Below are 26,426 nucleotides of genomic sequence, written 5' to 3'. Positions count from 1 at the left end.
AAGGCTGTTAATAGCCAGGATTTTGTTCAAGCTTGTCGTTCAACTGAAGCTCACCAAGTGGCAAGTTGTTCAATACTCGGTAATCAGCAAAAGGAACAGCTGGCAAATTTCTATGCTTACGAATATCCAGCCCATTTCTCTTCAGATCAAAGAAACGATGTCCTTCCAAAGCAAACTCAACTCTTTTTTCTTGAAGAATACGCTCAAAAAGAGCATTTCCAGACAAGCCTGCATCTACAGGTCCAAGATTTCTTTTACTACGAAGTGCATTCAAATCTGCTCTCGCTCCGGCTTCGTTGCCAGTTTTAGATCTTGCCTCTGCTCTGATCAAATAAAGCTCAGAAGCTCTCAAGATTGGGAGATTCTCAAGGTATAGGCCTTTAGCACCTCTCCACTTGTTAGAACTGTAAACCGGACCTGCAAAACCCGCTCTAGTAGTTGCAGTCCAAGTCTGCAAACGAATGTCGCCAGGCTCATAGGAAGCAATCAACTGAAGAGAAGCACTTAGGATAAATTGAGCACCCGCAATAGCATTCGAAGATAGTGAGCTAATTGAGTTGTTGACTCCATCTACAGTAGACCAGTCTACCTGTCTGATTTCAACTTCAAACAAAGACTCTGGATTTGGGAAAGTATTAAATGAACTCACATAGTTTGCGCTTGTTACAAGTCCCGTACCATCATTTGTAAGACCCGCAGTTGCCATTGCTTCTGTAGCTAATGCTTCTGCTCGATCATTTCTGCCCCAATACAGATAAACTCTTGCAAGAAGCGCCTGAGCTGCTGCTTTAGATGCACGATAGACGTTTGGAGAGCCAAGATTGGCCGTTGGTAATAATGAAATAGCCTGAAGTAAATCCGCTTCAACCTGAGTATATACCTCGACATTGGTACTTCGAGCTCTTAAATCAGCATCAGAAAATCCAAGTGTCGGAGTGGTTCGAATTACAGTTGCCTTGTTCCATCCATTCACCTCTCTACCTGGCTCATATCCGTAGACTCTAGCCAAGTCAAAGTGGTACATCGCACGCATGAAAAATGCCTCACCTTTAATTCTGTTACGCAATACTTCATCTGTACCAGTGGCACCATCAACTCCAGCAATGATAATATTTGCATCGTTAATAGCTCCGAACGAGTTCAAGTTCCAGATACCAATTCCAGCTCTGTCAGCATTCACTTCTTCCTGAATGTAACGTCCGGTATTTGCAATAACCAAGACATTGTCTGCAAGGACTTCCGGCGCAATCATCATTGTTTGGCCATAATAACCAAACGCTCTTGTCCGACCATACATGTTCAAAGCAAGTCCATTGTATCCTGCCAAATCAACGAATGCGGTAGCCGGAGTCAAACTCTGTCTCGGGTTAACATCCAATTGATCAGCACATGAGGAAGCCACTAAAGCTCCTCCCATTATCATTATTTTTAAGAGATTTTTCATCATTATTCTTAATTAAAAACTAAGACTTACGCCCGCTGTAATTTGCTGTGAGTTAGGGAACGCAGCAAAAGTATTTCCGATAGAATTCACTTCAGGATCGATTCCGTTGTATTTAGTGAATGTCGCCAAGTTCAATCCTTGTACAAATACGTTAGCTTGAGCAATTCCGATTCTTTGAGATGCAACAGGAGGAATTGCATAGCTCAATGTCACCTGCTTCAATCTAATGAAGCTACCATCGCTTAATTGTCTAGTGGAGGTAGCAGTGTAGCTTGAACCTCCCGGTCTTGCACCACTTTCCCAAGGCATAGGATTGCTCACTATGTCACCAGGAGCTTTCCAATAGTTCAACTGATTTACCAATTGATTATTTGGTCCTGAACCTGTGGACGCTAAGTTGAACAAGTCACCATTGAATGCCAGGTTACCAAATTGACCTTGGAAAAACACTTCAAGAGTCAAGCCACCATAAGAGAAGGTATTAGCCAAACCACCATATGAAGTTGGTAGCGCAGAACCTTGAAGTCTTACATCTGCATCACGAATGGTGTAAGTGTATTCACCATTTGTATCGATATACATAGGACGTCCATTTGCCGGATTCACACCTGCATAAGGAGTGGTGTAGATTGGGAAAAGAGATTCTCCAACTACGATAGTGTTACCGATTCTTTCCTCATCGCCAAACAATGAAAGAACTTCATTCTCAAGTACAGTGATGTTGAACGCTGTTGACCATTGGAATTTTCCAGCGATTATGTTAACTGTCTGCAAATCAAAGTCGATACCTTGATTTCTGATTTCTCCTGTATTTCTGGTGATTGAACCAAAACCTGAATCATTTGGCAATGGAGTACTAAATAGCAATTTAGAGGAATTCTTTCTCCAGAAGTCAACAGTAGTAATCACACGACCATTGAACATGGTGGCGTCAAGTCCAAAATTGAATGTTTCTGCTTCTTCCCAAGTCAATAGGTTATTTCCTAATTGACTAAGAACAAGAGAAGGGCTTCCACCATATTGACCTGCTGAACTCACAAGCGTTTGAGATGCAAAATTTGGAATCAAGGAGTTACCTGTGATACCATAAGAAGCTCTTACTCTCAAATTATCTAACCAAGTAGCATTCTGAAGAAATGACATAGAAGAAAGTCTCCAACCTACTGATACTGCACCGAATGTACCGAAGCGCACATCAGTTCCAAATCTTGAATGCCCGTCTCTTCTCAAAGTGAAGTCAACAGTATATTTATCATCAAAATCATATTTGGCCTGACCAAATACACCCAATCTCTTAAACTGTGTAAATGATGAACCTACGTTCAGTGGAGTAGCTGCATTATTCAAGTATCGAAGGATTGGATTTGCGAAGCCCTGACCTTGTGCAAAGGTGGTTTCTCGACTTTCCGTTTTATATTCATAACCCAAGATTCCACTTACAGCATGCTTGCCCCCAAACTTCTTATTGAAGTTGAAGTTATGGTTAGTATTAAAGTTAATATTACGACGATCGGTATTTGTTGAGTTACCACCCGCTGCCCTGAAGGCTGCGATAGTGGAAGGTCTGTTATTTTCATCTCTGTTATCAGCAAAATCCAAACCTGCAAACGAAGTAAAGCTCAACCAAGGTGTGAACTGATAGTTCAACTGTATGTTGGATACTGTTTGGACTGTATTTGCCAACCTAAGTTCTTGAGCAGCACCTTGAACAATGTTATAACCAAACAAGTGATCAGAAGGATAATCTCTGAATGTCCCATCCTCATTATAAATTGGAACGTTTGGCCTTGCTGTAAAACCTGCCTGGAAAGGTGAGTTTACAAAGTTACCTCTGTCTATTGCGCCGTTTGTTTTCTGATATGCCAACGACAAAGTCGTATTCACAGTCAACTTTTTATTTGGTCTATGTGTCAAATTCAAACGTGTAGTAGCTCTCTCATAATCAGATTTGATAACCTGCGAACCCTGATCTGTGTAGGAACCGGAGAGAAAGAAAGTGGTTTTATCATCTCCACCGGAAAGGGAGATATCATAGACACTCAATCTATCCTCGCCAAAAGTTGCGTCCACCCAGCTATTGTTTGGAAGATTTGGATCTTCAGGATTTCCGTAAACATTCGCAGCATTAGCTGCAGGTCTACCGGAATTCACAAATGCGTCCCGCTTCAAACCGGCTAATTGCTGAGCATTCATTACTTCGTATAAACCTAGTGGTCTTACCACACCGTGTTGTGCTGACAATCTTACTTTAGTGCTTCCTTTAGTTCCTCTTCGAGTAGTAATGATAACTACACCATTAGCTGCCTGAGCTCCATAGATCGCACCTGCAGCCGCATCTTTCAATACTTCAATCGACTGGATGTCATTTGGGTTGATAGAAGCAAGTGCGTTCTGAGAACCCTGACCTGACAATCCGCCAGCAGGAACCTGCACACCATCGATAATGTAGAGTGGATCATTTCCAGCGTTAGCAGAGCCTACTCCACGGATACGCACATTAAGCGCACCACCTGGCTGACCAGAAGTGGAGGTAACTTGTACACCTGCAATTCGTCCCTGCATTGCACGATCAAAAGATTGCATTGGCAAATCTTGGAAAATTTCGCCTTTAACAGATGAGATAGCACCTGTAATTTCTCTTTTTGATTGATCACCGTAAGAAGTGACTACAAATTCAGAAAGAGCCTGAACATCAGGTTGCAAGGCAACATTGATGGTCGTTTGATTTCCGATCGTCACTTCTCGTGGAGTCAAACCCACGAAAGTAAAGACCAAAACATTGCTTCCGGCAGGGACATTTATTGAATACTTACCATCCAAATCGGTGGCAGTACCAATGGTTGTTCCTTTCACCAGAACTGTTGCTCCCGGTACGCCCATGTTATCCTCTACGGATGTCACGGTACCAGTGATCACGCGTCCTTGTGCAAACGCTACTGCGCTGGCTAAAAAGAGCATGAGTCCTAGAAGTAAAACTTTCCTCATATTGGTTAGATTTTGGTTTAATAAACTCAATGATATTTCTAATTCTTGAATATCTCAAGCAATTTACAAGGAATGGTAAGAAAAGTTTTTGTAAAAAATCAGATCAAATTTTCGACAAAATGAATGTAATCAGTAATAAATTCTGTTTTTTTGTAAATATACACAACAAAACCAATTAATATTTTGAAAATATAATGTTAACAAAAATTAATTTGTGAAAAAAAAAATTAACAATTTGGAAAAAACACAAGGCCTACGAATAATTAATTGAGACAAAACGCATTGCATTCCTTTTTTTAAAAATAAGTTGGTTCAAATTTCAACTCTTGCAAAAATTAAAAAACTGCCCCTTTTATATACGTTTAAGAATTATATTTTGTATTTAATGTATAGACAAAAGACATATAATTAAAAATTACTCACTGTTAATATTAATATATATAAATATCAAATATCACAGAATTAAATTCCGATTATCACAGCACTCGGATGGTAATTCGTCTGTTCAAAGCTTGATTCTCAGGACTTGTATTTGGTAGTAGCGGTTCTTTATCTCCCTTGCCTTCCACCATCACCCTACCAGGATGAAGCCCTGCTTTTACCAAAAAATTCTGAACACTTTTTGCACGTTGTAAACTCAGCGCTTGGTTATATCCCTGATTTCCGATGTTGTCGGTATGCCCGGCAATCATAATGTTAACATTGGGGTTTTCCAGCAGAAACTTTTGAAGCCTCTTCAGTGAAGTCAAGGATTCAGGCTTCAAATCAAATTTATCAAAATCAAAAAACACATTTTCAAAGACAAACTGCTCACCGGATGCCACTGGTATAAGCTCAACTTTCAAATCCTTTACGTTTTGGAGTTTGTCACGCTCCACATTATAGATTTTGGGCAAAAACCCTTTCTTTTCCACATAAAGACCTGAAACAGCATTTTGAGGGTATAACATCAAAAAATCCCCAGTCTTTCCATCTGATTGGAATTGGTAAAGAGTACTATCGTTAGTCAAGGAAACTAGAGACAATGTCGCTTCCACAGGCTGCCCTGTTTTGGCATTGAAGACCTTGCCTTCTGTTACTGTTAGATTTTCGCCCAAATAGATCTCCTCCGGGAACTTGAATCGGTAAAGCAAGGAGCGATCGTTTTCCCCTTCCTCTTTTGTTAATTCTGTATAGTAGGCATAATCTTTCTTTGCGGTGATAAAAAGAGCCACCTGCTCCAAATGATCATTGATAGGAAGTCCAAGATTTTCAGGCTTCTGAAATACTCCATCCTTCACGCGGGAAAGAAAAATATCCATTCCCCCAAAGCCCTGATGACCGTCCGAGGCAAAGAATAATATTTCATTGTTAAAAAACATGAAGGGAGAAATCTCATCCTTTGGGGTATTAACCACACTCCCCAGATTTTTGGCCTCTGACCATGATCCGTCATTTTGCCGAACGGTGTACCAAATATCATTTCCCCCGTAGCCTCCTCGGCGATTGGAAGAAAAAAACAACACCCGACCATCAGCGGAAAGTGAAGGTTGTGAATCCCATGAACGGGAATTAACCTTCGGCCCCATATTGGTTGGCCTTTGCCAAGCCCCGTTAACTTTGTAAGCAATATATAAGTCACAGCTGCCCTGTGAATCCGGTGCATCACAGGAAGTATAAATCAGAATCTTACCATCCGCTGTGACGGAACAGGTTCCCTCATTGAAAGATGAGTTGATGGTCTGTGCTAAACTCTGAGGTTTGGTCCAACTCCCTTTTCCATCGGCATATGAAGTGAAAATATCCTCCTTATCAAAATTCCCCGTGCCATCTCGTTTGGTAAAGAGGATTTGTTCACCGTCAGCTGTCAAAACCGGGAAATACTGCAATCTGAATTGATTCAGAGGTGATTCAAGCATCTCTTTTATTATCGTCCGGACATCTCCAAGTTCCTCGCCCAAAAAGTCCATCTGAACCTTCATTTGAGTGTAGTACATCGATTTTTTGAATGCAGGGTCAAAAAGTGGATCAACTTCCTGAAATTGCCGATAGGCTTCAGTGAATTTGCCTTGTTTTAGATACAGATTAGAAAACAGCCAACCATAATCGGCGACGTGTTTAGCAGAGGTATTTTTCCCACTCAATTTAGCTTTTCCTGCCAAGGCTATCTTCTCGGCTTCATCCAATCTACCTTGGGTGATTAATAATTGAGAAGCCTTGACATAAGCCTCCAAAAAAGATGCTTCTCGGGAAATGGCAGCTTGATATTTTACTATGGCCTGATCGTACTGACGAGACAGAGTCAGCTCCTCCCCCTCCTGAAAAAGTTTGATTGCCCGGCTATCTATAATGGAATACGTCTGAGCTTCCGCATGGAAAATCAGAAAGAAAACCACCAAAAACAGGAAAACAGGGCGCATTGACTCAGGGGATGTCCATAAATTTATGAGTTTGGAGCGATATTTTCCATTTTGGCCGATTTTTTACAAATTCTATGATTTCCGGCGTAAATGTGGAAGCCTTGCTCCACTCAGGTTGTAATCTCAATTCGCAGTGGGAATTGACCAAATCAGCGTGCTGCTCAGCAAAGTCAAAATCACTCCTATTATAAATGACAACTTTCAGTTCGTCTGCTTCAACGTAGATAGAAGGATGTGGTTTTTTGAATTTCTTGGGAGAAAAGCAGACCCAGTCAAAATCACCCGAAAATGGATGCGCTCCTGAAGTCTCAATATTGGTGGTAAAGCCCTTTTCCTTCAAAAGCTTGGTCAAGGGATCCAAATTATAAAGCAATGGTTCTCCCCCAGTGATAACTACCAGCCTGCCCGGAAAAGCCAAAGCCTCTTCCACAATTTTTCCGATTGATAAAACTGGCCACTTGGCTGCTTCCCAACTTTCCTTCACATCACACCAAACACAACCCACATCACAGCCTCCCAGCCGGATAAAATATGCGGGATGTCCGGTAAATCTACCTTCTCCTTGGATGGTGTAAAATGCTTCCATAATTGGAAGCTGCAGCCCAGCGGCCACGAGTTCTTGGGTAGTCGATGCTACCAAATCGAGCGTGTTCATGAATTTTTGGTAAAGCGGGTGATTCGACCGCTAAATGAAGAGCAAAGGTAGGGTTTAGGATTGGAAAATTGAAAGATTGAAAAATTGGAATATTATTCCTCGCCCAAATCTCCGATTCTGGCAGTTCAGAAGGTTAACTTTTGCGGAGTTAACTTAAAAATTGAACGATTTTCTTTTTGTTAAAATAAATCAATCCCAAAACGCCTAATAATTTAAAGACTATCGCTGCAATCAGGATATAATCAGCATTTGGATTTTCGTTGATTTTGAAATATGCACCTAAAATCGCTCCGAAGTAGCTCATTAGGATTAACTGGAGCATCATTTTATTTGATTTTGTCATTTGAAAAGCTTTTAAATTAGTTGTCTATTTTCAGAAGGTATAGATAATTAGTTATAAATGGTTTTTATAGAATTTCACATTTGTAAAAATCCCCCTTGCCCCCTTTGATTAGAATTTACATTACAATTGAGCATTCGTACCAAAGGGGGAGTTACGGCAGAATAATTTCGAAATTAGCACCCAAACTAAGCTTTGTGATAGCTATAGTTTGCAAGACATTCATTCTGAATTTTGTACCAGATTTCTGACTTCGGATTTCTGCCTTCATTGCCTACTTTTCACAAGTTACAAGTGGCCAATTTTTCAGTTTTCTGACTTTGGACTTTAGACTTCATACTTAACTACTCACCCTTCACAACTTACAAGTATCCACTTTTAGATTTCTGACTTTAGACTTCTTACTTCATCATTCTGACTTCCCCAACAATTCCTTCCTCATCACCACCCGATAATCATCCACTTCTCCTTTTGGAATGATCTCGATGATTTTGAATCCTCGTTTCAATCCAAAAGTAATCATAGTTGGAAGGCGGTTTCGGGTTTTGAAGTAAATATGGTTGAAGCCTTTTTCCTTAGCCCAAGTCTCTTGGTATTCAGCCAAGGCATCTGCAATTCCAAATCTCCTAAACTCAGGCCTCACTCCTCCCATCCAAGAATAAAAGGTGTCGGGTGAAGTATCTTGATACCCCACTTTGAATCCCAGCAGTTCTTCCTCTTTTTCAGCCACCAAAGCCAAAAAGACTCGATCCTTCAATCGCTCGGTGTAAAAATCCAAAGTAGCCTTCCCCGAAAATTCCGGAATGCGTTCATGAATCCAGAGGAGTTCAGAAGGAGAAGCTTCTCGGATTGTGAAAGTGAAATTTGTAGATGTCATTTATTATTTACGAGGTACGAATTACGATTTACGACGCTTTTGATGAACCTCAATCGATATTCCCAAAGTTCAACCATCTGGAGGTTAAGACTGAAATTCAAAAACAGGACGTTCTTTTAAAATTATGGATTTTTGATTTACGAATTACGATTTACGACCATATGATAAACCACTATCGCAAATTCCAAGAGGCAACACTCTAGATATTAGGCTTGAGGTTCAATAATAGGCCGTAAATCATAAATCGTACTTAAACTATATTCTTTTAAAAAATTCCTTTTTGATCTTACCTATTAAGAAAATTTAAATTCTACCAATTAATTCTTTTTTTACCCATTCCATTGCCAGGTCCTGTGAATATTCTACTCCTATACGCAATAGCCCTTCCATATCTCCGCCAAAATCAGGATCGTATTCCTTCCCTTCCAGATTGATGAGAAACTCCCTTTGACTGGGAGGCCTTTTGCCGGTTGAGAACTGAGTATACATTTTGAAGCTTCGAATAATCTCCTCATAATTCAAATCCATATTTCTTCTGGCTAAATCCAAATCAAACAAATCTCGCCCCTTACTGCGTTGATATAGAGCCCTGAGTTTTGTACCCAGCAGCTCATTTATATTATAGGTACGGATTAGTGCTTTTCCGGAGAACCAATCATTACTTACTTCAAAGGGAAAAGAAACCCACTCTAAAGCATTTAAATGTTCCTTACAATTGATCTCAAGTTTAAGCCTCAACCTTATTCCTTCATACTCTGATGTGAATCTGTAAAGCGCTTTTATACCGTGTCCCCGATTTTCTGTTTTTCGTTCTTCTTCAAAAAAGGAAATCACTTCGCCTAGCCTTTGCATAATTGGTTTTATTGGGCCAGGTTTAACCTGAACCAAATCAATATCCTCTGAATAGCGGGATGCAGGAATCATATAGAGCTTGTGGAGCGCAGTCCCTCCTCTGAATGCTAAGTTTTCATTTAAGTAATCATCAGAAAAAATCTCAATTAAGGTTCGACTTATAATAAGATCTTGCTCCACTTGATAAAATTGTCTCCAAGGCGCATGATCTTGCCATTTCGCTATAGCTGGTTTGGGGATCATAAATCTGTTTCAAGTTTTATATTTACATCCACTTTCCATTTGTTATTAACTGCGCTAGGGTTTTGATTTGCTTTGGGAGATAGTAGTGTTGGAAAGTAATATCCTGAGATTAGGTACTCATATAATATCCCGAGATCGATATTCACTTGTATTTTTTCCAGTAAAAACCCCAGCCGCTGTAGGGTGCTTTTATGGGGATACCAGGTCAACAAATCCTTCAAATCTGAATCCGTGATTTCTTCCGACAATTCTTCAATAATAGCAAGCATTCTGTTAATGCCGCCCAATTTGGTTTGATGATGAATCAAGTCCGCCGCAGTTAATGCTGGACTGGAAATCTTGAATAAGCCAGCCTCTGATTTTTTCTCAATTATGTTTTTTGATGGCCAGGTACTTGAAGTGAAAAAACGTATGTCGTATTCGCCCTTTGTAATATCATCCAACTTTGGTTTTTCTACCATAACATATTCTCGTTGTGCTTGTTGATGACTCGCACCATGAAACTTTGCCGCGGTATAGAATCCCAAATAATAATTCCGATTTAGACTTCCACACAATTTATCGATGAACAATTGAATGGGAAGTTGTGCCTGTTTGGAATATCTCGGTGGTATGATCAGATAAAATCCTCTTCTAAGATTTACTATCTCCTTTTTTTCTGTAAGCCTAACAAGTTCAAATTTCAGCGAGACTTTAGATGATTTAATTCGATCGCGCATCTCATCGAGCGAGAATGAATAGCTCTCATTGGATTGTAATTGTTTTATAAATTCTCTTGCTCTCACTATAGTAAAATTTACCGAAAAGTAGCAAAAAATACTACTTATCATGAATTAATACTAAAAAAATTACGATTTACGAGCTACGATTTACGACCTTGAGATGAACCTCAATCGATATTCCCAAAGTTCAACCATCTGGAGGTTAAGACTGAAATTCAAAAACAGGACGTTCTTTTAAAATTATGGATTTTTGATTTACGAATTACGATTTACGACCATATGATAAACCACTATCGCAAATTCCAAGAGGCAACACTCTAGATATTAGGCTTGAGGTTCAATAATAGGCCGTAAATCGTAAATCATAAATCGTACTTTAACCTCACTGTTTTAATCTTTCCGAATGGTTGGATAGCTCACTCCCAACTGCTCCAAATACGTGTCAAACTTCGTCTCGTCATAGAAGAACTTCTCCAGCTGAGGACGGAAGCGATTCATGATTTCAGAGTTGAGGTAGATCGGCGGCGCATCATCCTTAGTGATCATCGGTTTATAAGTTTCTTCTTTTGTCTGCACATTTTTGAAATAATCCCAAGCCTGAGTAACCAATTCCGGCTGTAGCAAAAAGTCCAAGATTGTCATTGCTTCAACTTTTGCAGCAGCTGTTACCCCCTTGTGTGCAATAGGTGTAGCCATCGCTATCGCATTGCTCCAGTGATGTCCCGGCAAGCCCGGAATATTTGATGGAAATCTCAAAGTCACCGTCGGCACGACCCAAGACACATCACCGATATCATCCGAACCACCGGAAATGGGCTCCTTTACTGGCAATCCAAGCGTATCCAGTTTCGTAGGCATGCCCTCTTCTTTGGAACCCAATTCTTTTTGAACTGCCTTCGCCATCATCTGATCATTTTCATCCCAAGCCGGCAAGCCAACCTTTAGGATATTTTGATACATCTTCTCGGCAATCACTTTATTAAAGTGTCTTGGCCAAGCCGTTCCCAAAATCTTGGAAGACATCGTCGTTCCCGTCATCAGCGCAGCACCTTTAGCAATATCATTTGCCTGAGCATACATTTCCATGATGCCGTCATATTTCACATCTCTGAAATAGTACCAAATTGAAGATTTAGACGGAACTACATTTGGCTGATCGCCTCCATCAGTGATGACCGAGTGGGATCTTTTCAATGGATGCAAATGCTCGCGCTTGTAATTCCAACCGATATTCATCAGTTCGGTGGCATCGGCAGCACTTTTTCCTCTCCAAGGCGCACCGGCAGAATGAGCCGCATCACCGGAAAAGGTATATTCCACGGAAATCAAACCAGTTCCAGAGGCTTGACCATAGCTCACACCAAGGTTATTTGCCACGTGGGTGAAAATGCAAATATCCACTCCCTCAAAAAGTCCATCGCGCGTGAACCAAGCCTTTGCCGCCACCAATTCTTCTGCGATTCCTGGCCAAAGAACCAAAGTCCCACCAATCTTCTCATGCTCCATAATTTGCTTTACGGCCAAAGCAGCCGTGATATTCAGCGGAATTCCTGCATTATGACCTTCTCCATGACCCGGCGCACCTTCTACCATAGGTTTGTGATAAGCCACCCCGGGATATTGCGAGGCTTTCGGAATATTGTCCACATCTGAGCCCAGAGCAATTACAGGTCCTTCTCCATTTTTCCAGGTCGCAAACCAAGCGGTAGGAATTCCTGATACTCCCCGCTCGATGATGAAGCCATTCTGCTCCAAGATTCCAGTCAGGTATTTGGAGGATTCGATTTCCTGAAAACCCAGCTCCGCAAAGCTAAAAATCTTGTCCACCATCACCTGACTTTGCTTGTGATTGGCTTGGACGATTTGGGCGACTTCGGTCTTGAGCGCCTCGATTTGCTTGGGAGTGTATTTCTTTTGTGCCAAAGCTGAAAAGGCAAGACTTCCAGCCAAGGCTACACTTAATATTAATTTGCTTCTCATAAGGTAGTTTTTTTCTAGTCTTGGAAAATACTAAAAAGCCGCAAGTCATTGAAATAAAGTTGATCAATGGAAGAAACTGAGGCTGAGAGGAATTAGAAATTTGATTACCAAAGCCGCCTGATTTTTCTATTTTTGCAGGCGTTTGTTTGAAAAACTTAAAAATCGGTAAATCATCTGAACATCATCTTTATGTGGATAATCGTGACGGAAGACGGGAGACCGAAGACGGAAGAAGCTAAAATACTAAGGTGAGCATCAGTTTATTTGCAGTTTTTTACAAAAGCTTGAAAAGGAAAGATCGAAAATAATCAGAATTAAAAATTAAATCATGGCGGAGTACAACTTCAGGGAAATCGAACTAAAGTGGCAGGGATACTGGAAAGATAAGAGCACATTCAAAGCTGAGGTAGACCCAAATCGCCCAAAGTTTTATTCCCTTGACATGTTCCCCTACCCTTCCGGTGCCGGCCTTCACGTAGGTCACCCGCTGGGCTACATCGCTTCGGACATCGTATCCCGTTTTAAGATGCTAAAAGGCTTCAATGTCCTGCATCCAATGGGTTATGATTCCTTTGGCTTGCCTGCTGAGCAATATGCCATCCAAACCGGGCAGCATCCCGCCATCACTACTGAGCAAAACATCACCCGTTACACCGAGCAGTTGAAAAACATCGGTTTTGCATTTGATTGGGATCGGGAAGTTCGAACCTCTGATCCATCTTATTACAAGTGGACGCAGTGGATTTTTATGCAGCTTTTCAATAGCTACTATGATCTAAAGGCTGACAAAGCCTTGTCGATTGATTCCTTGATTTCTCACTTTGAAAATGAGGGAAATGCAGGTGTGAAAGCGGTTTGCGATGATGACACCCCATCTTTTACCGCCTCTGAATGGGATGCTTTTTCTGAAAAACAAAAACAGGAAATGCTCCTGAAATATCGCTTGACTTTCCTTGCAGAAACCACCGTAAACTGGTGTGCTGCCTTGGGAACTGTACTTTCCAACGACGAAGTAAAGGATGGTTTCTCAGAAAGAGGAGGTCATCCAGTCGAGCGAAAGAAAATGATGCAATGGTCCATGCGGATCACTGCTTATGCCGATCGCTTGCTTCAAGGACTGGAAAAAGTGGACTGGTCCGAGCCGATCAAAGAAATGCAGCGCAACTGGATCGGGAAATCCATCGGTGCTGAAATGGTCTTTCAGGTAAAAAACTCTGAAAAATCTATCAAAGTTTTCACTACTCGAATCGATACGATTTATGGAGTAACCTATTTGGCTTTGGCACCGGAATCGGATCTGGCCGCTGAACTGATCACCGAAGATCAGCGAGAAAATGCTGAAGCCTATATCAATGTCGCCAAAAACCGCTCGGAGCGCGAGAGAATGAGCGATGTCAAAACCATTTCTGGAGCTTTCACTGGTTCCTATGCGATCAATCCATTTAACGGGGAAGAAATCCAAATTTGGGTTGCGGACTACGTCTTAGCCGGCTACGGAACGGGCGCTGTGATGGCCGTACCTGCACATGACGAGCGGGATTACAACTTTGCCAAGCACTTCGGTCTCGAAATTCGCCAAGTGATAGAAGGTTCGATGGAAAACGGTTCTTTCCCAGGAAAAGGCGGTTTGATCGTCAATTCAGGCTTTATCACTGGCTTATATATGAAAGAGGCGATGGAAAAAGCCATCGAATTTCTCGAAATTAAAGGCATCGGCAAAGGCAAAATCCAATTCAGAATGCGAGATGCGATCTTTACCCGGCAGCGCTATTGGGGCGAACCGCTTCCCGTATATTTCAAGGAAGGATTGCCATACCTAATTGATGAAAAAGACCTGCCTTTGGTTTTACCGGAGGTGGATAAATACTTGCCAACTGAAGATGGCGAACCACCACTTGGACGGGCAAAAGACTGGATATACAAAACTGCGGATGGAGAATATCCTCTGGAACTCTCTACTATGCCGGGTTGGGCGGGATCAAGCTGGTACTTTTTCCGCTACATGGATTCGAAAAACGATTCTGTTTTTGCCGACAAAGCCAAAACCGACTATTGGGGAGCAGTGGACTTGTATATCGGAGGTTCCGAGCATGCGACAGGACACTTATTGTATTCCCGGTTTTGGACCAAGTTTTTGTATGACTTGGGCGTGGTAAGCATTGACGAACCTTTTCAAAAAATGATCAACCAAGGCATGATCCAAGGTAGATCAAATTTTGTCTACAGATTAAAGGGCACCAATACCTTCGTCTCTTATGGCTTGAAAGATCAGTACGACACCTCTGCCATGCATGTCGATGTTAATATCGTTCACAACGATCAGTTGAATCTGGACAAATTCAAGGCTTGGCGACCTGACTTGGCAGATGCAGAATTTATCCTGGAGGACGGCAAATATGTCTGCGGATCGGAAGTGGAAAAAATGTCCAAGTCCAAGTACAACGTGGTCAACCCGGACGACATCATCGAGCGATACGGAGCCGACACATTGAGATTGTATGAGATGTTCCTTGGCCCTTTGGAGCAGTTTAAGCCTTGGAATACCAATGGAATTGACGGCGTGTTCAAGTTCCTGAAAAAACTTTGGAACCTGTATCATCCTGGATCAGGTGAGTTTGTGGTCTCCGATGCTCCAGCCAGCAAAGAGGAAATGAAAGCCCTGCACAAAGCCATCAAGAAGTTGGAAGAGGACATGGCCAATTTCTCCTTCAACACTTCTGTCTCCAGCTTTATGATCTGCGTCAATGAACTGACCGCATTGAAATGTAACAAGCGAGAAGTATTGGAACCATTGGCAGTCTTGGTTTCTCCGTATGCGCCGCATATCGCAGAGGAACTTTGGGCGCTATTAGGTCATACTTCCTCGATCACGATAGCAGCATTCCCTGAGTTCAAGGAAGAATATTTGGTCGAGAGCAACTTTGAATACCCTGTGATGATCAATGGGAAGTTGCGTGCAAAGCTGAATCTATCCCTTTCACTTGCCGTTCCGGAAATCGAAAAAGCGGCTTTGGCCGATACCAATGTCCAAAAGTGGTTGGAAGGCAAAGCTCCAAAAAAGGTGATCATCGTACCGGGTAAAATTGTGAATTTGGTGGTTTAAATACCTTAGTAAGAATAATTTCAAATGAGGCTGTCTCAAAAGGATCGATGGTGTCAGCCTGAGCACCTGACCAACGAGAGTTGGGCAGTACGAAGGCTATTTAAAGCGAAAACAACCGCATTTCGACTTCGCTCAATGTGACAAACAGCACTTATGAGACAGCCTCAATTTTTTGGAGTCACCAGCATTTGAAATCAATATAAAAAACCAAACAGCCACAGCGGAATTTTCTTGGGATTGCCGTATTCAATGTCATCGGCAGCGATAAAACTGTTTTTAACTCCCTGAATCTGCTCAGCAGTTTTGTTTTTTCCACCTACCTCAAAGATGAACTTTTCATTGACCCTAAAATCACCGTCTTTCACGTACTCCACGGTATGACCGTGAGAAAGCTGATTGATAAAGAAGGTCTCTCTCAAGTTACCCAAGTCAGCGTTTTTGGGAGTAAAGGCAAACTGGAAGTTGGTGTTTTCCAAGTAGATTTTTTCCGGCTTTTGCATTTGGGTAATTCCCTTGATGTCCTTGTAGAGGTTTTTGGTCAAATGGGCCTCTTGCAGGAAAAAGAGATAGCTCACCAAAGTATTCCTATTGATCCCAATACGCTCGCTGAGCTTGGTCACATTTGGAATAAAGGGAACTGACTCCGATATGATATGCAGCAAGTGCTTCAGCTTGGGAATGTAGGAAATATCCACACTCCGCAGCAGGGGCAACTCGATCTCCAAAGTCATGTTTACCACTTCCTCCAAGCGCTGATGATACAGATCCGGCACTTCCTGAAAGAAGGGGAAGTAGCCATGATTTAGGTATGCACTAAAATGCTCTAGCGGCTTTACCTTTTGCAAGACTTCTCTTGCAATGGAAACATGGTTTTCAATCAGCTCTTCCAAGCTGTGTATTGGAAATTCATTTCCTGTCCTGATGGCTAGAAACTCCCTGAAAGACAAACCCTGCATGTGGTAAATCACTGCCCTTCGGCTGAGGTCAGCGCAGGCATTTAAGATTTCCAGCATAGAAGAACCTGTGAACACAATCTTCAATTCCGGGAAATCATCGTAGATGTTTTTGATTTCGATCGACCAATTAGGGTATTTGTGTACCTCGTCCAGGAATAAGTATTTTCCTCCTCTTTTGACAAAATGATCTACCATGTCCACCAGACTGTTCTGTGCAAACCAGATATTGTCCAAACTCACGTATAAAGTGGTATGGTCAATGGGCAGGTTTTTCTTGATGTATTGGAGCAGCAGGGTGGTTTTTCCAACTCCCCTTGGCCCTTTGATACCGATCAACCTTGCCTCCCAGCGGATCTTATCGATCATACTTCGGACAAAGTCCAATGAAGTGGCATCAATCTTCTTTAAAAATTTTTCGTCTATGGATTCCATAATATTGCTTATTTGGATAAGCAAAAATAAGTAATTTTGCTTAATACAAAAATCTTTATTAAAATATTTTGCTTAATACAATAAGCATAAAATTAAAAAAAAAGACATGCTTGATAAGCATTGATTCACGATACTAACCAGGCAGGTTTTCGCTGATATTTTTTTCGGCATAATTGAAACAGTCAAATCAAAAACCGTGAATTTCGAGACTTCTGAAAATAAATTTAATCTGCGATCATCTGCGACTTTTTCAGCGAAAATCTGCGGGATCAAAAAGTTAAATAAGCCAATAGATATTCTTTAAGTCCATTTTTTTTAAATTCCTTCATGGAAGAAGATTTAACAGAATTTGAAAAAATTGTTCAATACTGGAGAGATTCCTCTGATCAGGATTTTCGAACCATGCAAAACTTATTCGCTTCTAGAGATTTTAGTTGGGCTCTCTTTATTGGACACCTGGTTTTGGAAAAACTCCTAAAGGCCCATTTTGTAAGATTCAATAAAAAGCACGCGCTATTTACTCATGATTTATTACGGCTAGCCGAAAAATGCAACTTCACTTTAGATGAAACACAAAAAGATTGGTTAGATCAAATATCAACCTTTAATCTTAATGCTCGGTACGATAATTATAAAAGAGAATTTTATCAACTTTGTAACGAAGAGTTCTCGTTACATTGGAAAGATCGAATCCAAACTCTAAGACTATGGTTGATCAATCAATTTTAAAAACCGTCAAAAATTTCCTTGAATTAGTTCCTGCAAATCTGGGATTGAGACAGGCATATCTTTTTGGTTCTTATGCAAAAGGGCTTGAACAAGAATCAAGTGATGTTGACGTAGCCTTGGTTTTTGATCGGATGGGTGATTTCTTTCAAACTCAGCAAGTTTTGAGGAAACTTAGGAGAAAGGTTGATTTGCGAATCGAGCCGCATCCTCTGAAATCAGAAGACTTCAACTCCAAAAATCCATTCGCCAAAGAAATTCAGGAAACCGGAATTTTGATTGGCTAAAACAAATGAAAAAATTCTTTCAAAAAGGCTCATTTCCAATAATTTGGGCCTTTTTCCGTTTAATCAGGCTATTTCGCTAATATTTTTTTCGGCATAATTGAAACAGTCAAATCAAAAACCGTGAATTTCGAGACTTCTGAAAATAAATTTAATCTGCGATCATCTGCGACTTTTTCAGCGAAAATCTGCGGGAAAACCAAAATCTTCCAAACCTCCCTACTTTCTAATTCCGGATCAAATTCAAACCATTACAGATCTACTCTTTAAATTCCTTTTCCAAAAAATCAAAAACCTTGTCAAAATGATTTAGTGGCTCAATATGCCCTCCATCAAATACTAAATGATGAAACGAATGCCGGAAATTATTTTTAGTTAAACGAGCGACAATTTGGTCGGACATAAATGTGGCGGGCCACTGTTCGTCTTGGGTTCCGGATAAGAGTAAAATGGGACCATTGATCTTCTCTACTTCTATCTCAGCCTGAAACACTGCTTTTTCATCCTCCAACATCAATGAAAACGCAGTATAAAAATCACCCTGCAAGGCTGGCCAAATCATACTCAATGGAGCGGGTACATACGGAACTTCAAGATCATTGTATTGCCAGGAAGAAGTATTGGCCGAAATAGTAAGCGCTGGAAAACTGACATGCGAAGTCGAAAGTGCCACGACCCCTTTGAAGTGAGGAAACCTACTGGCAAGATTAAGAACCAATTCCCCTCCTTTGGAAGCACCCATCAGAATGATGCGGGTCGTATCCAATTGGGGATGTCTTTTTGCAATTGCTAGGATGGTGTCTGAAAGTGCGTTGAGGGAAATCCGATCGAGCGAATTTGGAGATTCAGCCGTATTGAAATAACCAATAGCTAGCACAGCAAAACCCCGTTCAAGAAATTCATCCCGCTTATCTTTAAGGTAGTTCCTCTCCCAATCATTACCTCCCTCCCCTCCTCCAAATGCAACGACCAAGGCTTGACTAGTGCCATCACTCAAAAATAAACGTGTGTCAAATTTCCCATGATTGGAGGGTAATGAAGGGACTCGAAGGATTAAGAAGTATGAAATTAAAACCAGTCCTAACAGAACCATCCCTAAACATAGAAATGCCTTTTTCATTGCTTTTAAATTAATTTTTACGCTGCAATGGTACCTGAAAATTGGAATAGTCAACCTGACGAATCTTATGCTTTTGCCCGACATTTACCCGTCAATTGATCTGAAGAGATGAATTGGGGAATTTAAGCTTACAGAAACAAAACCAGAGCCTTCTGGAGCAAGCCAAAGGTTTTCTTCAAAATTTTTCAAGTCCTGACTTATCCTTTAAAGTGGATTTGAGATGGGGAAATGGTGAAGGGTGACAATTTTCGGAAAAGGCAACAGGATAATCACTTTTACGAATTAGTTCAGAACAAATTTCCGTAATCTACCCTGTCATTTACTGTCAAAATTTTAGATTTAGTTTAGGGTATACTCAACTTCATTAATACCGTGACTATCTTTGAATCATAATTATAAGAAGATACATTTCAGTTCTCGGCTATTGTTTCAGAAACGTATTTATCCCTTCCGAGTATTTAAAAAATGATCGCTTGAAAAATTTTAGTAATTTGAACTTAATGTTAACTACTTCCCAAGAAAAGGCACTCGATACCGTAGAGGAACCCCAATTGGATCTCCTTTATCAACCGATTGTGTTGGATACTGACTCCAGAACAAAAGATGAGGAATCGATTCGTGTACTTTCCTTATTTTCTGGTTGTGGGGGAATGGATCTCGGCTTTGAAGGTGGTTTCGAGGTACTGAAAGATTCTGTAAATGAACTCCTTCACCCGGATTTTATTTCACGAACAGTGGACTCGGATTTTGTTCAGCTGAGAAAAACCAAATTCAAAACAGTTTTCGCAAATGATATCCTTACTGATGCAAGAAATGCATGGGTGAATTTTTTCATCAAAAGAGGCCACCGGCCTGAATTTTTTTTCAAGGAAAGCATTGTGGACCTGGTCAAACTTCACCGTTCCGGAACACCAGTTTTTCCACAAAATATCGATTTGGTCACAGGAGGTTTTCCTTGCCAGGATTTTAGCATTGCGGGAAAAAGAAACGGTTTCAACTCCCACAAAAACCATCTGGGAGAGATTATTGAGGATGATAAGGCCACTGTCGAAACTCGAGGACAGTTGTATATGTGGATGAAGGAAGTCATCGAAATTACACAGCCTAAAATCTTTGTCGCCGAAAACGTAAAAGGCCTTGCCAACCTCCCCAACGTCAAGGAAATTATCCAAAAGGATTTTTCCAATGCGGGAGGTAACGGATACATTGTACTGGATCCAATGGTATTGCACTCCGCTGATTATGGTGTGCCGCAATCCAGAGAGCGGGTAATATTCATTGGTATTAAGAAATCAGCACTTACGCAGGTAGCATTCCGTTCTCTGACTGCCAAGAGAATTCCCGATTCCTTCAATCCTTACCCCTCACCTACACATTCCTATCTGGCAAAAGGGGAGCAATTGAAACCTTTTGTCAAATTGTCAAGGGTCTTTGAGACCTTGGAAGAGCCAAAGAATTCAAAGGAACTGTCCCAGCAATTTTATTCAAAAGCAAAATATATGGGTGCGCACTGTCAGGGACAGACAGAAATCAAACTGAATTCCATTGGTCCAACTATTAGGGCGGAGCATCATGGCAATATCGAATTCAGAAGGCTTTCCAAAGCACATGGAGGTAAAATTGATCATGAACTTGAGGCTGGTTTGCCTGAGCGAAGACTTACTGTGCGTGAATGTGCCTTGATTCAAACTTTTCCTAAAGACTACGATTTCGTTATACCAAAAAAAGAGGGAAGGAAAGGTTCATTTCTGGTCAGTCCATCTCAAGCCTATAAAATAATTGGGAATGCCGTTCCTCCACTATTAGCCTTTAATCTAGCCGCAAGGCTGGAAGCCCTCTGGGACACTTATTTTGACTAAAAGGAATGATTGTATCAGTAAATCTAGAACCGGAAAGATCACATTTTAACACTTTACTCTCAGTGACACTAAAGGAACTGAGTAAATTGGCGACCCATTCTCCTGAATCAATTTTGAAATTGGAAGGTCGGAATTTCGAGCCACTGGTCAAGGAAGTATTGGATGATAAAGCCAAAGGAACACCCTTTGAGGACTCCATCGAGTTAATAGGAGGGCAAAAATTCCCGGACATCGTCGCAAAAAAGTTTTATGGAATAGAAGTTAAAACAACAAAGCAAAACCACTGGCGGACTACAGGGAACTCAGTTTTTGAAGGAACAAGGGTTGAAGGGGTGGAGCGAATATTTATGTTATTCGCCAAGTTGTTTAACCCTATAGAGCTGAAGTGTCGTCCCTATGAGGAAGTACTTTCCGAGGTGGTAGTGACCCATTCTCCAAGGTATTTAATTGATATGAATCTTAATTCGGGCCACACGGTATTCGATAAGATCCAAGTTCCCTATGATACACTTCGTAAGATGGACAATCCCATCCGTCCAATCGTCGACTACTACCGGACCCAGCTCAGTCCGGGAGAGGACCTGTGGTGGATGGAACAGTCGGCAGACGCCACAGCCAGCAACCTGATCATTCGTATTTGGAGTAATCTTTCCCGTCTTGAACGAGAAGATTTAAGGGACAAGGCCATGGCCTATTTCCCGGTACAATTGAGCAACCAGCCCACCAAATATTCCAGAATGGCAATCTGGTTGGTGACTAGAGAAGGAATAGTATGTCCCAACATCCGGGATATGTTTTCAGCAGGTGGACAAGGAACAATCCGGATTGGTGGGGCTGAAATTATGCAGGTTCCAAGGATCATCATTCATTTATTGGACAGGTTGCCAGCTATCCGAGAGCAGATTCAACAAATGCCGTCAGAGCAGTTGTCGGAGTTTTGGGAGATTTCCACCTCAGAAGCCACCAAGTGGCAGGATTGGATGAAACTTGCAGGAACTTACTTTCAAGGTGATCTTGGTGGGGTTTCCCTTCGTGAGATTCTTATGGAGATTGAATAGCTTCTAGGCCTAAGTCAATCTGTCTATCTAAATCTCCCTCAGAGTATAGTTTGACATCTGGAGAACTTCCCACACTGGAATGGTTCCCTATGGCCTTTATAAAAATAATACATAGTATGAAACTCTTTTTTACACTTTCCCTTTTTCTAATTTCTTCTTTTTGTTTCTCCCAAAAAGTTTTCCCCGTAAAGTATGTAAATCAATCGGACGTTAAAGTATTCGAGGTAAAATATGAGAACCAAGCTGACTTAAAAGTTTTTAAGGTAAACTACCAAAATGAAGCAGGTAAGAATGATGGGAATTGGTTTTTCGTTGATTATCAAAATCAAGCTGATAAGAAAATATTCTTTGTTGAATATGAAAACCAAGCAGACCTAAAAGTATTTTTTGTCAGATACAAAAACCAGGCAGGTTGGATTAACAAAAACAAAACACATTTACTGAATTGAATCTTGCCCTTTTTGAGACACCCTTTAAAAAATGCGATTTTTTTACCCCCTCCCAATTTTAACTCTTAATTTTGAAGAAAAAACAAGTAAAGTGAAGTTTTTCGTTTCTAGGCTGATTGTATTCCCCTTATTCTTGTTGGTCAGCTCTACCATAACAGCCCAAATCCAGTCTGATACAACCAAAACCGAAAAGGTTACGGTCGAAAAACTGAAATACAAACAACAGCCCGGTCTGGCTTTGGCGGCTTCAAAGATCTTTTTTTCTGATAAAAGATATTCCATCTCAGGGTTTGGTGAAGCTTCCTTTGTGGAATACCTTGGGCCAAAAGACACCGATTCCGGAGACCTTGAACTCTATTTTACCAACCTTTACCGATTTGCTACATTTTTTGGATATCGATTTTCCGATAAGTTCATCTGGAACTCAGAACTTCAAGTGGAGTACCTGCACGATGGAAGTACGGAGAGTAAGACAGAATTTTTGTTTGAGGCATTTATCGATTTTCTCTGGCAAGATTACCTCAAATTTAGGGTGGGATACTTTCCGCTACCTATCGGTTATGTCAACAACAACGACGAACCGGTCATGTTTTACTCGGTCAATAGGTCGGAGGTAGAGCGATTGATTACCCCAACTACATGGATCGAATTCGGCGCCATGTTTTATGGAAATTTCACAGATGATCTAAGCTATGCATTGGGAATTTCCCAAGGGCTAAACGCTGCAGAATACCTCAGCGGTTCTTGGATAAGACAGGGAAGAGTTATCACCTGGGGATTGCCAAAGGCTCTTTCCTTTGCCCCACAACTCAATTACTCCGGAATCAATAATCTTAATCTGAGTATTTCAGGATTCTTTGGCAATTCAGGTCAGGAACAGACCATCATCGGTAATCAGGGCTCTCAGGAAGTCAAGGCACCAGTGCGGATAGGGACAGGATATGCTAAGTATGAGAAAGACAATTGGCGATTTGTGACTGTTGGCACTTATGGCGCACTCCAAGAAACCCAAGAAATTGCTGCCCTGACCGGTACCGAAAAGGGAATTAGTCAAATTATGGGTGACCGGACAATGGGGTACCTATTTGAGTTAGGACACGATCTGCTTCCATATTTCAAGAAAAGGAAAACAGCTTCAGAAGGTTTTCTATACAATACCGGTGAATTTAAGCTGCCGATTTTTATAAGGTATGAAAGATTAAACACCCACCTGAGGTTTGATGAGGGGCTTATACCAACCACCTGCCCTACCTGTCTCCCTTCCCCTTTTTCGTTGGTACAAAACAACCTTAGGATTTGGACATTGGGTTTAAATTTCAATACCAAAGAGAATATCGTATTGAAAACCAATTACCAGTTCAGAAAAAATCTTTCAAAGGGCGAATTTGCACTGGAAGAGGGCAATAGGCTGGAGTTTGGATTTGGATTTATTTTTTAAAAAACCATTGGATTAACAAAAACAAACCACATTTACTGAATTGGATTTTGCCTCCATTCGGCAACCTTTAAAAAACGTACATTTTCAGTTCCTTCCTTATCAATAACTTTATCAGAAAGCCCTTTCACATACCTATATTTTCGTCTTTATCTTCCAATTCCCCCCGATCCAGCCATTTTTTTGTACTTTGATGTCATGCTCGAAGCAAGAATTCCAGAAGGTCCGCTTGAAGAAAAGTGGAGAAAATACAAGGCCAATGCCAAGCTGATCAACCCGGCAAACCGCAGAAATTATAAGATTATTGTGGTAGGAACCGGTTTGGCAGGAGCCTCTTCGGCTGCAAGTTTGGCCGAATTAGGATTCAATGTCGAGGTATTCACTTTCCATGATTCCGCAAGAAGGGCACACTCTGTCGCTGCCCAAGGAGGCGTAAATGCTGCCAAGGATTATAAGAATGACGGTGACAGTATTTGGCGAATGTTCTATGATACGCTGAAAGGCGGGGATTTTAGAGCTCGGGAAGCCAATGTGTACCGCTTGGCAGAATGCAGCATGGGCTTGATCGATCAGGCAGTTGCCCAAGGGGTACCTTTTGCCCGGGAATACAGCGGTTATCTCAGCAACCGATCTTTTGGTGGCGTGCAGGTCAGTCGGACATTTTATGCAAGAGGTCAGACCGGTCAGCAATTATTACTTGGAGCATACCAAGCGCTAATGCGGCAAAATGGGGGCAGCAATCTCACTCTCCACACCCGACATGAAATGCTCGATATCATCACCCTAGGAGGCGAAGCCAAAGGGGTGACTATTCGCAATTTGGACACAGGGGCGATTACCTCCCATTCCTGTGATGCGCTGATTTTGGCTACAGGCGGCTACGGCAAAATCTATTATCTGAGCACTTTGGCGATGAACTGTAACGCTACAGCTATTTGGAGAGCCCATCGAAAGGGCGCTTTCATGGCAGCACCCAGTTGGACGCAATTTCATCCTACTTCCTTACCGCAACTCGGAGATTACCAGAGTAAGCTGACTTTGATGAGTGAATCCCTGCGCAATGACGGCAGGATTTGGGTTCCAAAAGCAGCAGGGGATCATCGTCCTCCTCAGGAAATTCCGGAAGAAGAGCGCGACTACTACCTTGAGCGACGATATCCTGCTTTTGGGAATTTAGCGCCGAGAGATATTTCCTCCCGTGCTGCAAAAGAGCGGATAGATGCCGGTCATGGGGTTGGGCCGATGAAAAATGCGGTGTACCTCGATTTCAAGGATGCAATAAAGCGTGATGGCAGAAAGGCCATCGAACAGCGATATGGCAACCTGTTTGGAATGTATCAGAAAATCACGGGCATAGATGCTTATGCCGAGCCGATGATGATCGCACCGGCGGCACATTTCAGTATGGGTGGCCTTTGGGTGGATTACCGCTTGATGAGTAATCTATCAGGACTTTTTGTGTTGGGCGAGGCCAATTTCTCTGATCATGGAGCAAATCGATTAGGCGCAAATAGCCTGTTGCAGGCTTGTGTGGACGGGTATTTCATAGCTCCCAGCACGATTATGGATTTTCTTGCAGAAATCAAACCAAAAAAAAACCAAGAAAATCCGGAATGGGAAGAGGCAGCAGCTTTGTCAAAAGCAGAAGTTACCAAGAAATTGGAGGGTTTATTGAAAATCAAGGGAAATACGACAGCCGAAGAATTTCACAAAGAACTTGGTCAAGTTCTCTATTTAAAATGTGGGCTTTCCCGTAATCAAAAAGACATGGAAGGGGCGCAAGAATCTTTGCTGGCACTTCAGGAACGGTTCAACACAGATTTGTTGGTGCCAGGAGGTGCTTCGGAGATCAACTTTGAACTGGAAAAAGCCGCTCGGGTAGCTGATTATCTGGAAATGGCTATACTGATCGTGGAAGACGCCTTGCAGCGGAAGGAGTCCTGTGGTGCACATTTTCGGGAAGAGTATCAGACCGAAGATGGGGAGGCGCTACGCAATGATCAGGATTTCAAGTATGTGAGTGCTTGGGAATACATAGGTGAAAACCGATACAATTTGCATAAGGAAGCGTTAGATTTTGAATTCGTGGAGCTGAAGGAGCGGAGCTATAAATAATTGCACAGAATAGATCAAAGTTGAGGAATGACCGAGCATTAGAGGGTATCGACTAACACTTGAAGACCAGTTCAGCATTCTTTTTAACCGCAAAGATTCCGCAAAGGAAGAGAAATAAGTGAGGCCGAGTCTATTCTTGAACTCATGAGTTAAAAGGGGATCAATCCTATTCAAGGGTACAAAGGAAAAGCTGAAGCTTTTTTATTCTAATCGGTAGATTCATTTGAGTACTAAATGGAAAAAATAAGGGTATGTAGAAATTTGACAATAGCAAAATTTTATTTAACCCACCTCGACTTCGCTCGGTGTCCAATAGTTATTGTTGAGAGAAGGGGGGGAGGTTTGGGGGGCCCCCCCAGCAAAACACCCCCACAACAACAAAAAATAACAGG

Annotated in this window: 19 protein-coding genes; 8 read left to right on the top strand and 11 right to left on the bottom strand. The window is 41.6% G+C overall.

Annotation, left to right across the window (positions count from 1 at the left end):
* Nucleotides 1-7: 7 nt before the first annotated feature.
* The 9 genes from ACK4HU_RS04260 to ACK4HU_RS04220 form a co-directional block, all read right to left on the bottom strand.
* Nucleotides 8-1,417: a RagB/SusD family nutrient uptake outer membrane protein gene (locus ACK4HU_RS04260; RefSeq protein ID WP_409803604.1), complete on the bottom strand. Its 1,410-nt coding sequence runs from the start codon at nucleotides 1,415-1,417 to the stop codon at nucleotides 8-10.
* A 39-nt stretch (nucleotides 1,418-1,456) separates the two neighbouring features.
* Nucleotides 1,457-4,429, bottom strand: coding sequence for a SusC/RagA family TonB-linked outer membrane protein (locus ACK4HU_RS04255; RefSeq protein WP_409803603.1), 2,973 nt, complete (start codon nucleotides 4,427-4,429; stop codon nucleotides 1,457-1,459).
* Between the two features lie 476 nt (nucleotides 4,430-4,905).
* Nucleotides 4,906-6,828 (bottom strand): OmpA family protein, encoded by a 1,923-nt coding sequence (locus ACK4HU_RS04250; RefSeq protein ID WP_409803602.1) that lies wholly within the window; start codon nucleotides 6,826-6,828, stop codon nucleotides 4,906-4,908.
* 4 nt (nucleotides 6,829-6,832) lie between these two features.
* A complete protein-coding gene (locus tag ACK4HU_RS04245) occupies nucleotides 6,833-7,483 on the bottom strand; it encodes a 7-carboxy-7-deazaguanine synthase QueE (protein WP_409803601.1) in 651 nt (216 codons plus the stop codon).
* Between the two features lie 148 nt (nucleotides 7,484-7,631).
* On the bottom strand, nucleotides 7,632-7,808 hold the full coding sequence (locus tag ACK4HU_RS04240) for a hypothetical protein (RefSeq protein ID WP_409803600.1): 177 nt from the start codon (nucleotides 7,806-7,808) through the stop codon (nucleotides 7,632-7,634).
* A 424-nt stretch (nucleotides 7,809-8,232) separates the two neighbouring features.
* The gene (locus ACK4HU_RS04235) at nucleotides 8,233-8,700 is read right to left on the bottom strand and encodes a GNAT family N-acetyltransferase (protein WP_409803599.1); all 468 of its coding nucleotides are present in this window, start codon (nucleotides 8,698-8,700) and stop codon (nucleotides 8,233-8,235) included.
* 303 nt (nucleotides 8,701-9,003) lie between these two features.
* Complete coding sequence (locus ACK4HU_RS04230; RefSeq protein WP_409803598.1) at nucleotides 9,004-9,795, bottom strand: nucleotidyl transferase AbiEii/AbiGii toxin family protein; 792 nt, start codon at nucleotides 9,793-9,795, stop codon at nucleotides 9,004-9,006.
* On the bottom strand, nucleotides 9,792-10,580 hold the full coding sequence (locus ACK4HU_RS04225; RefSeq protein WP_409803597.1) for a type IV toxin-antitoxin system AbiEi family antitoxin: 789 nt from the start codon (nucleotides 10,578-10,580) through the stop codon (nucleotides 9,792-9,794). Before ACK4HU_RS04225 ends, ACK4HU_RS04230 begins: the two co-directional genes overlap by 4 nt.
* A gap of 327 nt (nucleotides 10,581-10,907) precedes the next feature.
* Nucleotides 10,908-12,497, bottom strand: coding sequence for an amidohydrolase (locus ACK4HU_RS04220; protein WP_409803596.1), 1,590 nt, complete (start codon nucleotides 12,495-12,497; stop codon nucleotides 10,908-10,910).
* A 328-nt stretch (nucleotides 12,498-12,825) separates the two neighbouring features.
* Here ACK4HU_RS04220 and leuS point away from each other — a divergent pair, with 328 nt between their 5' ends.
* On the top strand, nucleotides 12,826-15,600 hold the full coding sequence (gene leuS, locus ACK4HU_RS04215; protein WP_409803595.1) for a leucine--tRNA ligase: 2,775 nt from the start codon (nucleotides 12,826-12,828) through the stop codon (nucleotides 15,598-15,600).
* Nucleotides 15,601-15,794: 194 nt separating this feature from the next.
* On the opposite strand, the gene ACK4HU_RS04210 is transcribed toward leuS, so the two are convergent.
* Entirely contained in the window at nucleotides 15,795-16,988 is a 1,194-nt protein-coding gene (locus tag ACK4HU_RS04210; protein WP_409803594.1) for an ATP-binding protein, read from the bottom strand.
* 327 nt (nucleotides 16,989-17,315) lie between these two features.
* Here ACK4HU_RS04210 and ACK4HU_RS04205 point away from each other — a divergent pair, with 327 nt between their 5' ends.
* Together ACK4HU_RS04205 and ACK4HU_RS04200 are read left to right on the top strand one after the other, a co-directional pair.
* Nucleotides 17,316-17,717: a HEPN domain-containing protein gene (locus ACK4HU_RS04205; protein ID WP_409803593.1), complete on the top strand. Its 402-nt coding sequence runs from the start codon at nucleotides 17,316-17,318 to the stop codon at nucleotides 17,715-17,717.
* Nucleotides 17,696-18,001 (top strand): nucleotidyltransferase domain-containing protein, encoded by a 306-nt coding sequence (locus ACK4HU_RS04200; RefSeq protein WP_409803592.1) that lies wholly within the window; start codon nucleotides 17,696-17,698, stop codon nucleotides 17,999-18,001. Before ACK4HU_RS04205 ends, ACK4HU_RS04200 begins: the two co-directional genes overlap by 22 nt.
* A gap of 256 nt (nucleotides 18,002-18,257) precedes the next feature.
* On the opposite strand, the gene ACK4HU_RS04195 is transcribed toward ACK4HU_RS04200, so the two are convergent.
* Nucleotides 18,258-19,118: an acyl-CoA thioester hydrolase/BAAT C-terminal domain-containing protein gene (locus ACK4HU_RS04195; protein ID WP_409803591.1), complete on the bottom strand. Its 861-nt coding sequence runs from the start codon at nucleotides 19,116-19,118 to the stop codon at nucleotides 18,258-18,260.
* A gap of 500 nt (nucleotides 19,119-19,618) precedes the next feature.
* Here ACK4HU_RS04195 and ACK4HU_RS04190 point away from each other — a divergent pair, with 500 nt between their 5' ends.
* The 5 genes from ACK4HU_RS04190 to ACK4HU_RS04170 all read left to right on the top strand — a co-directional run bounded on the left by ACK4HU_RS04190 (nucleotide 19,619) and on the right by ACK4HU_RS04170 (nucleotide 26,034).
* The gene (locus ACK4HU_RS04190; protein WP_409803624.1) at nucleotides 19,619-20,977 is read left to right on the top strand and encodes a DNA cytosine methyltransferase; all 1,359 of its coding nucleotides are present in this window, start codon (nucleotides 19,619-19,621) and stop codon (nucleotides 20,975-20,977) included.
* A gap of 62 nt (nucleotides 20,978-21,039) precedes the next feature.
* The gene (locus ACK4HU_RS04185) at nucleotides 21,040-22,035 is read left to right on the top strand and encodes a hypothetical protein (RefSeq protein ID WP_409803590.1); all 996 of its coding nucleotides are present in this window, start codon (nucleotides 21,040-21,042) and stop codon (nucleotides 22,033-22,035) included.
* A gap of 89 nt (nucleotides 22,036-22,124) precedes the next feature.
* A complete protein-coding gene (locus ACK4HU_RS04180; RefSeq protein ID WP_409803589.1) occupies nucleotides 22,125-22,484 on the top strand; it encodes a DUF6150 family protein in 360 nt (119 codons plus the stop codon).
* 91 nt (nucleotides 22,485-22,575) lie between these two features.
* The gene (locus tag ACK4HU_RS04175) at nucleotides 22,576-23,922 is read left to right on the top strand and encodes a hypothetical protein (RefSeq protein ID WP_409803588.1); all 1,347 of its coding nucleotides are present in this window, start codon (nucleotides 22,576-22,578) and stop codon (nucleotides 23,920-23,922) included.
* Nucleotides 23,923-24,117: 195 nt separating this feature from the next.
* Nucleotides 24,118-26,034, top strand: coding sequence for a fumarate reductase/succinate dehydrogenase flavoprotein subunit (locus ACK4HU_RS04170; RefSeq protein WP_409803587.1), 1,917 nt, complete (start codon nucleotides 24,118-24,120; stop codon nucleotides 26,032-26,034).
* Nucleotides 26,035-26,426: the final 392 nt, after the last annotated feature.

The sequence above is a fragment of the Algoriphagus sp. genome (genome assembly GCF_046296635.1).
Lineage (GTDB): Bacteria > Bacteroidota > Bacteroidia > Cytophagales > Cyclobacteriaceae > Algoriphagus.
This window is presented reverse-complemented; position numbering and strand designations above follow the sequence as displayed.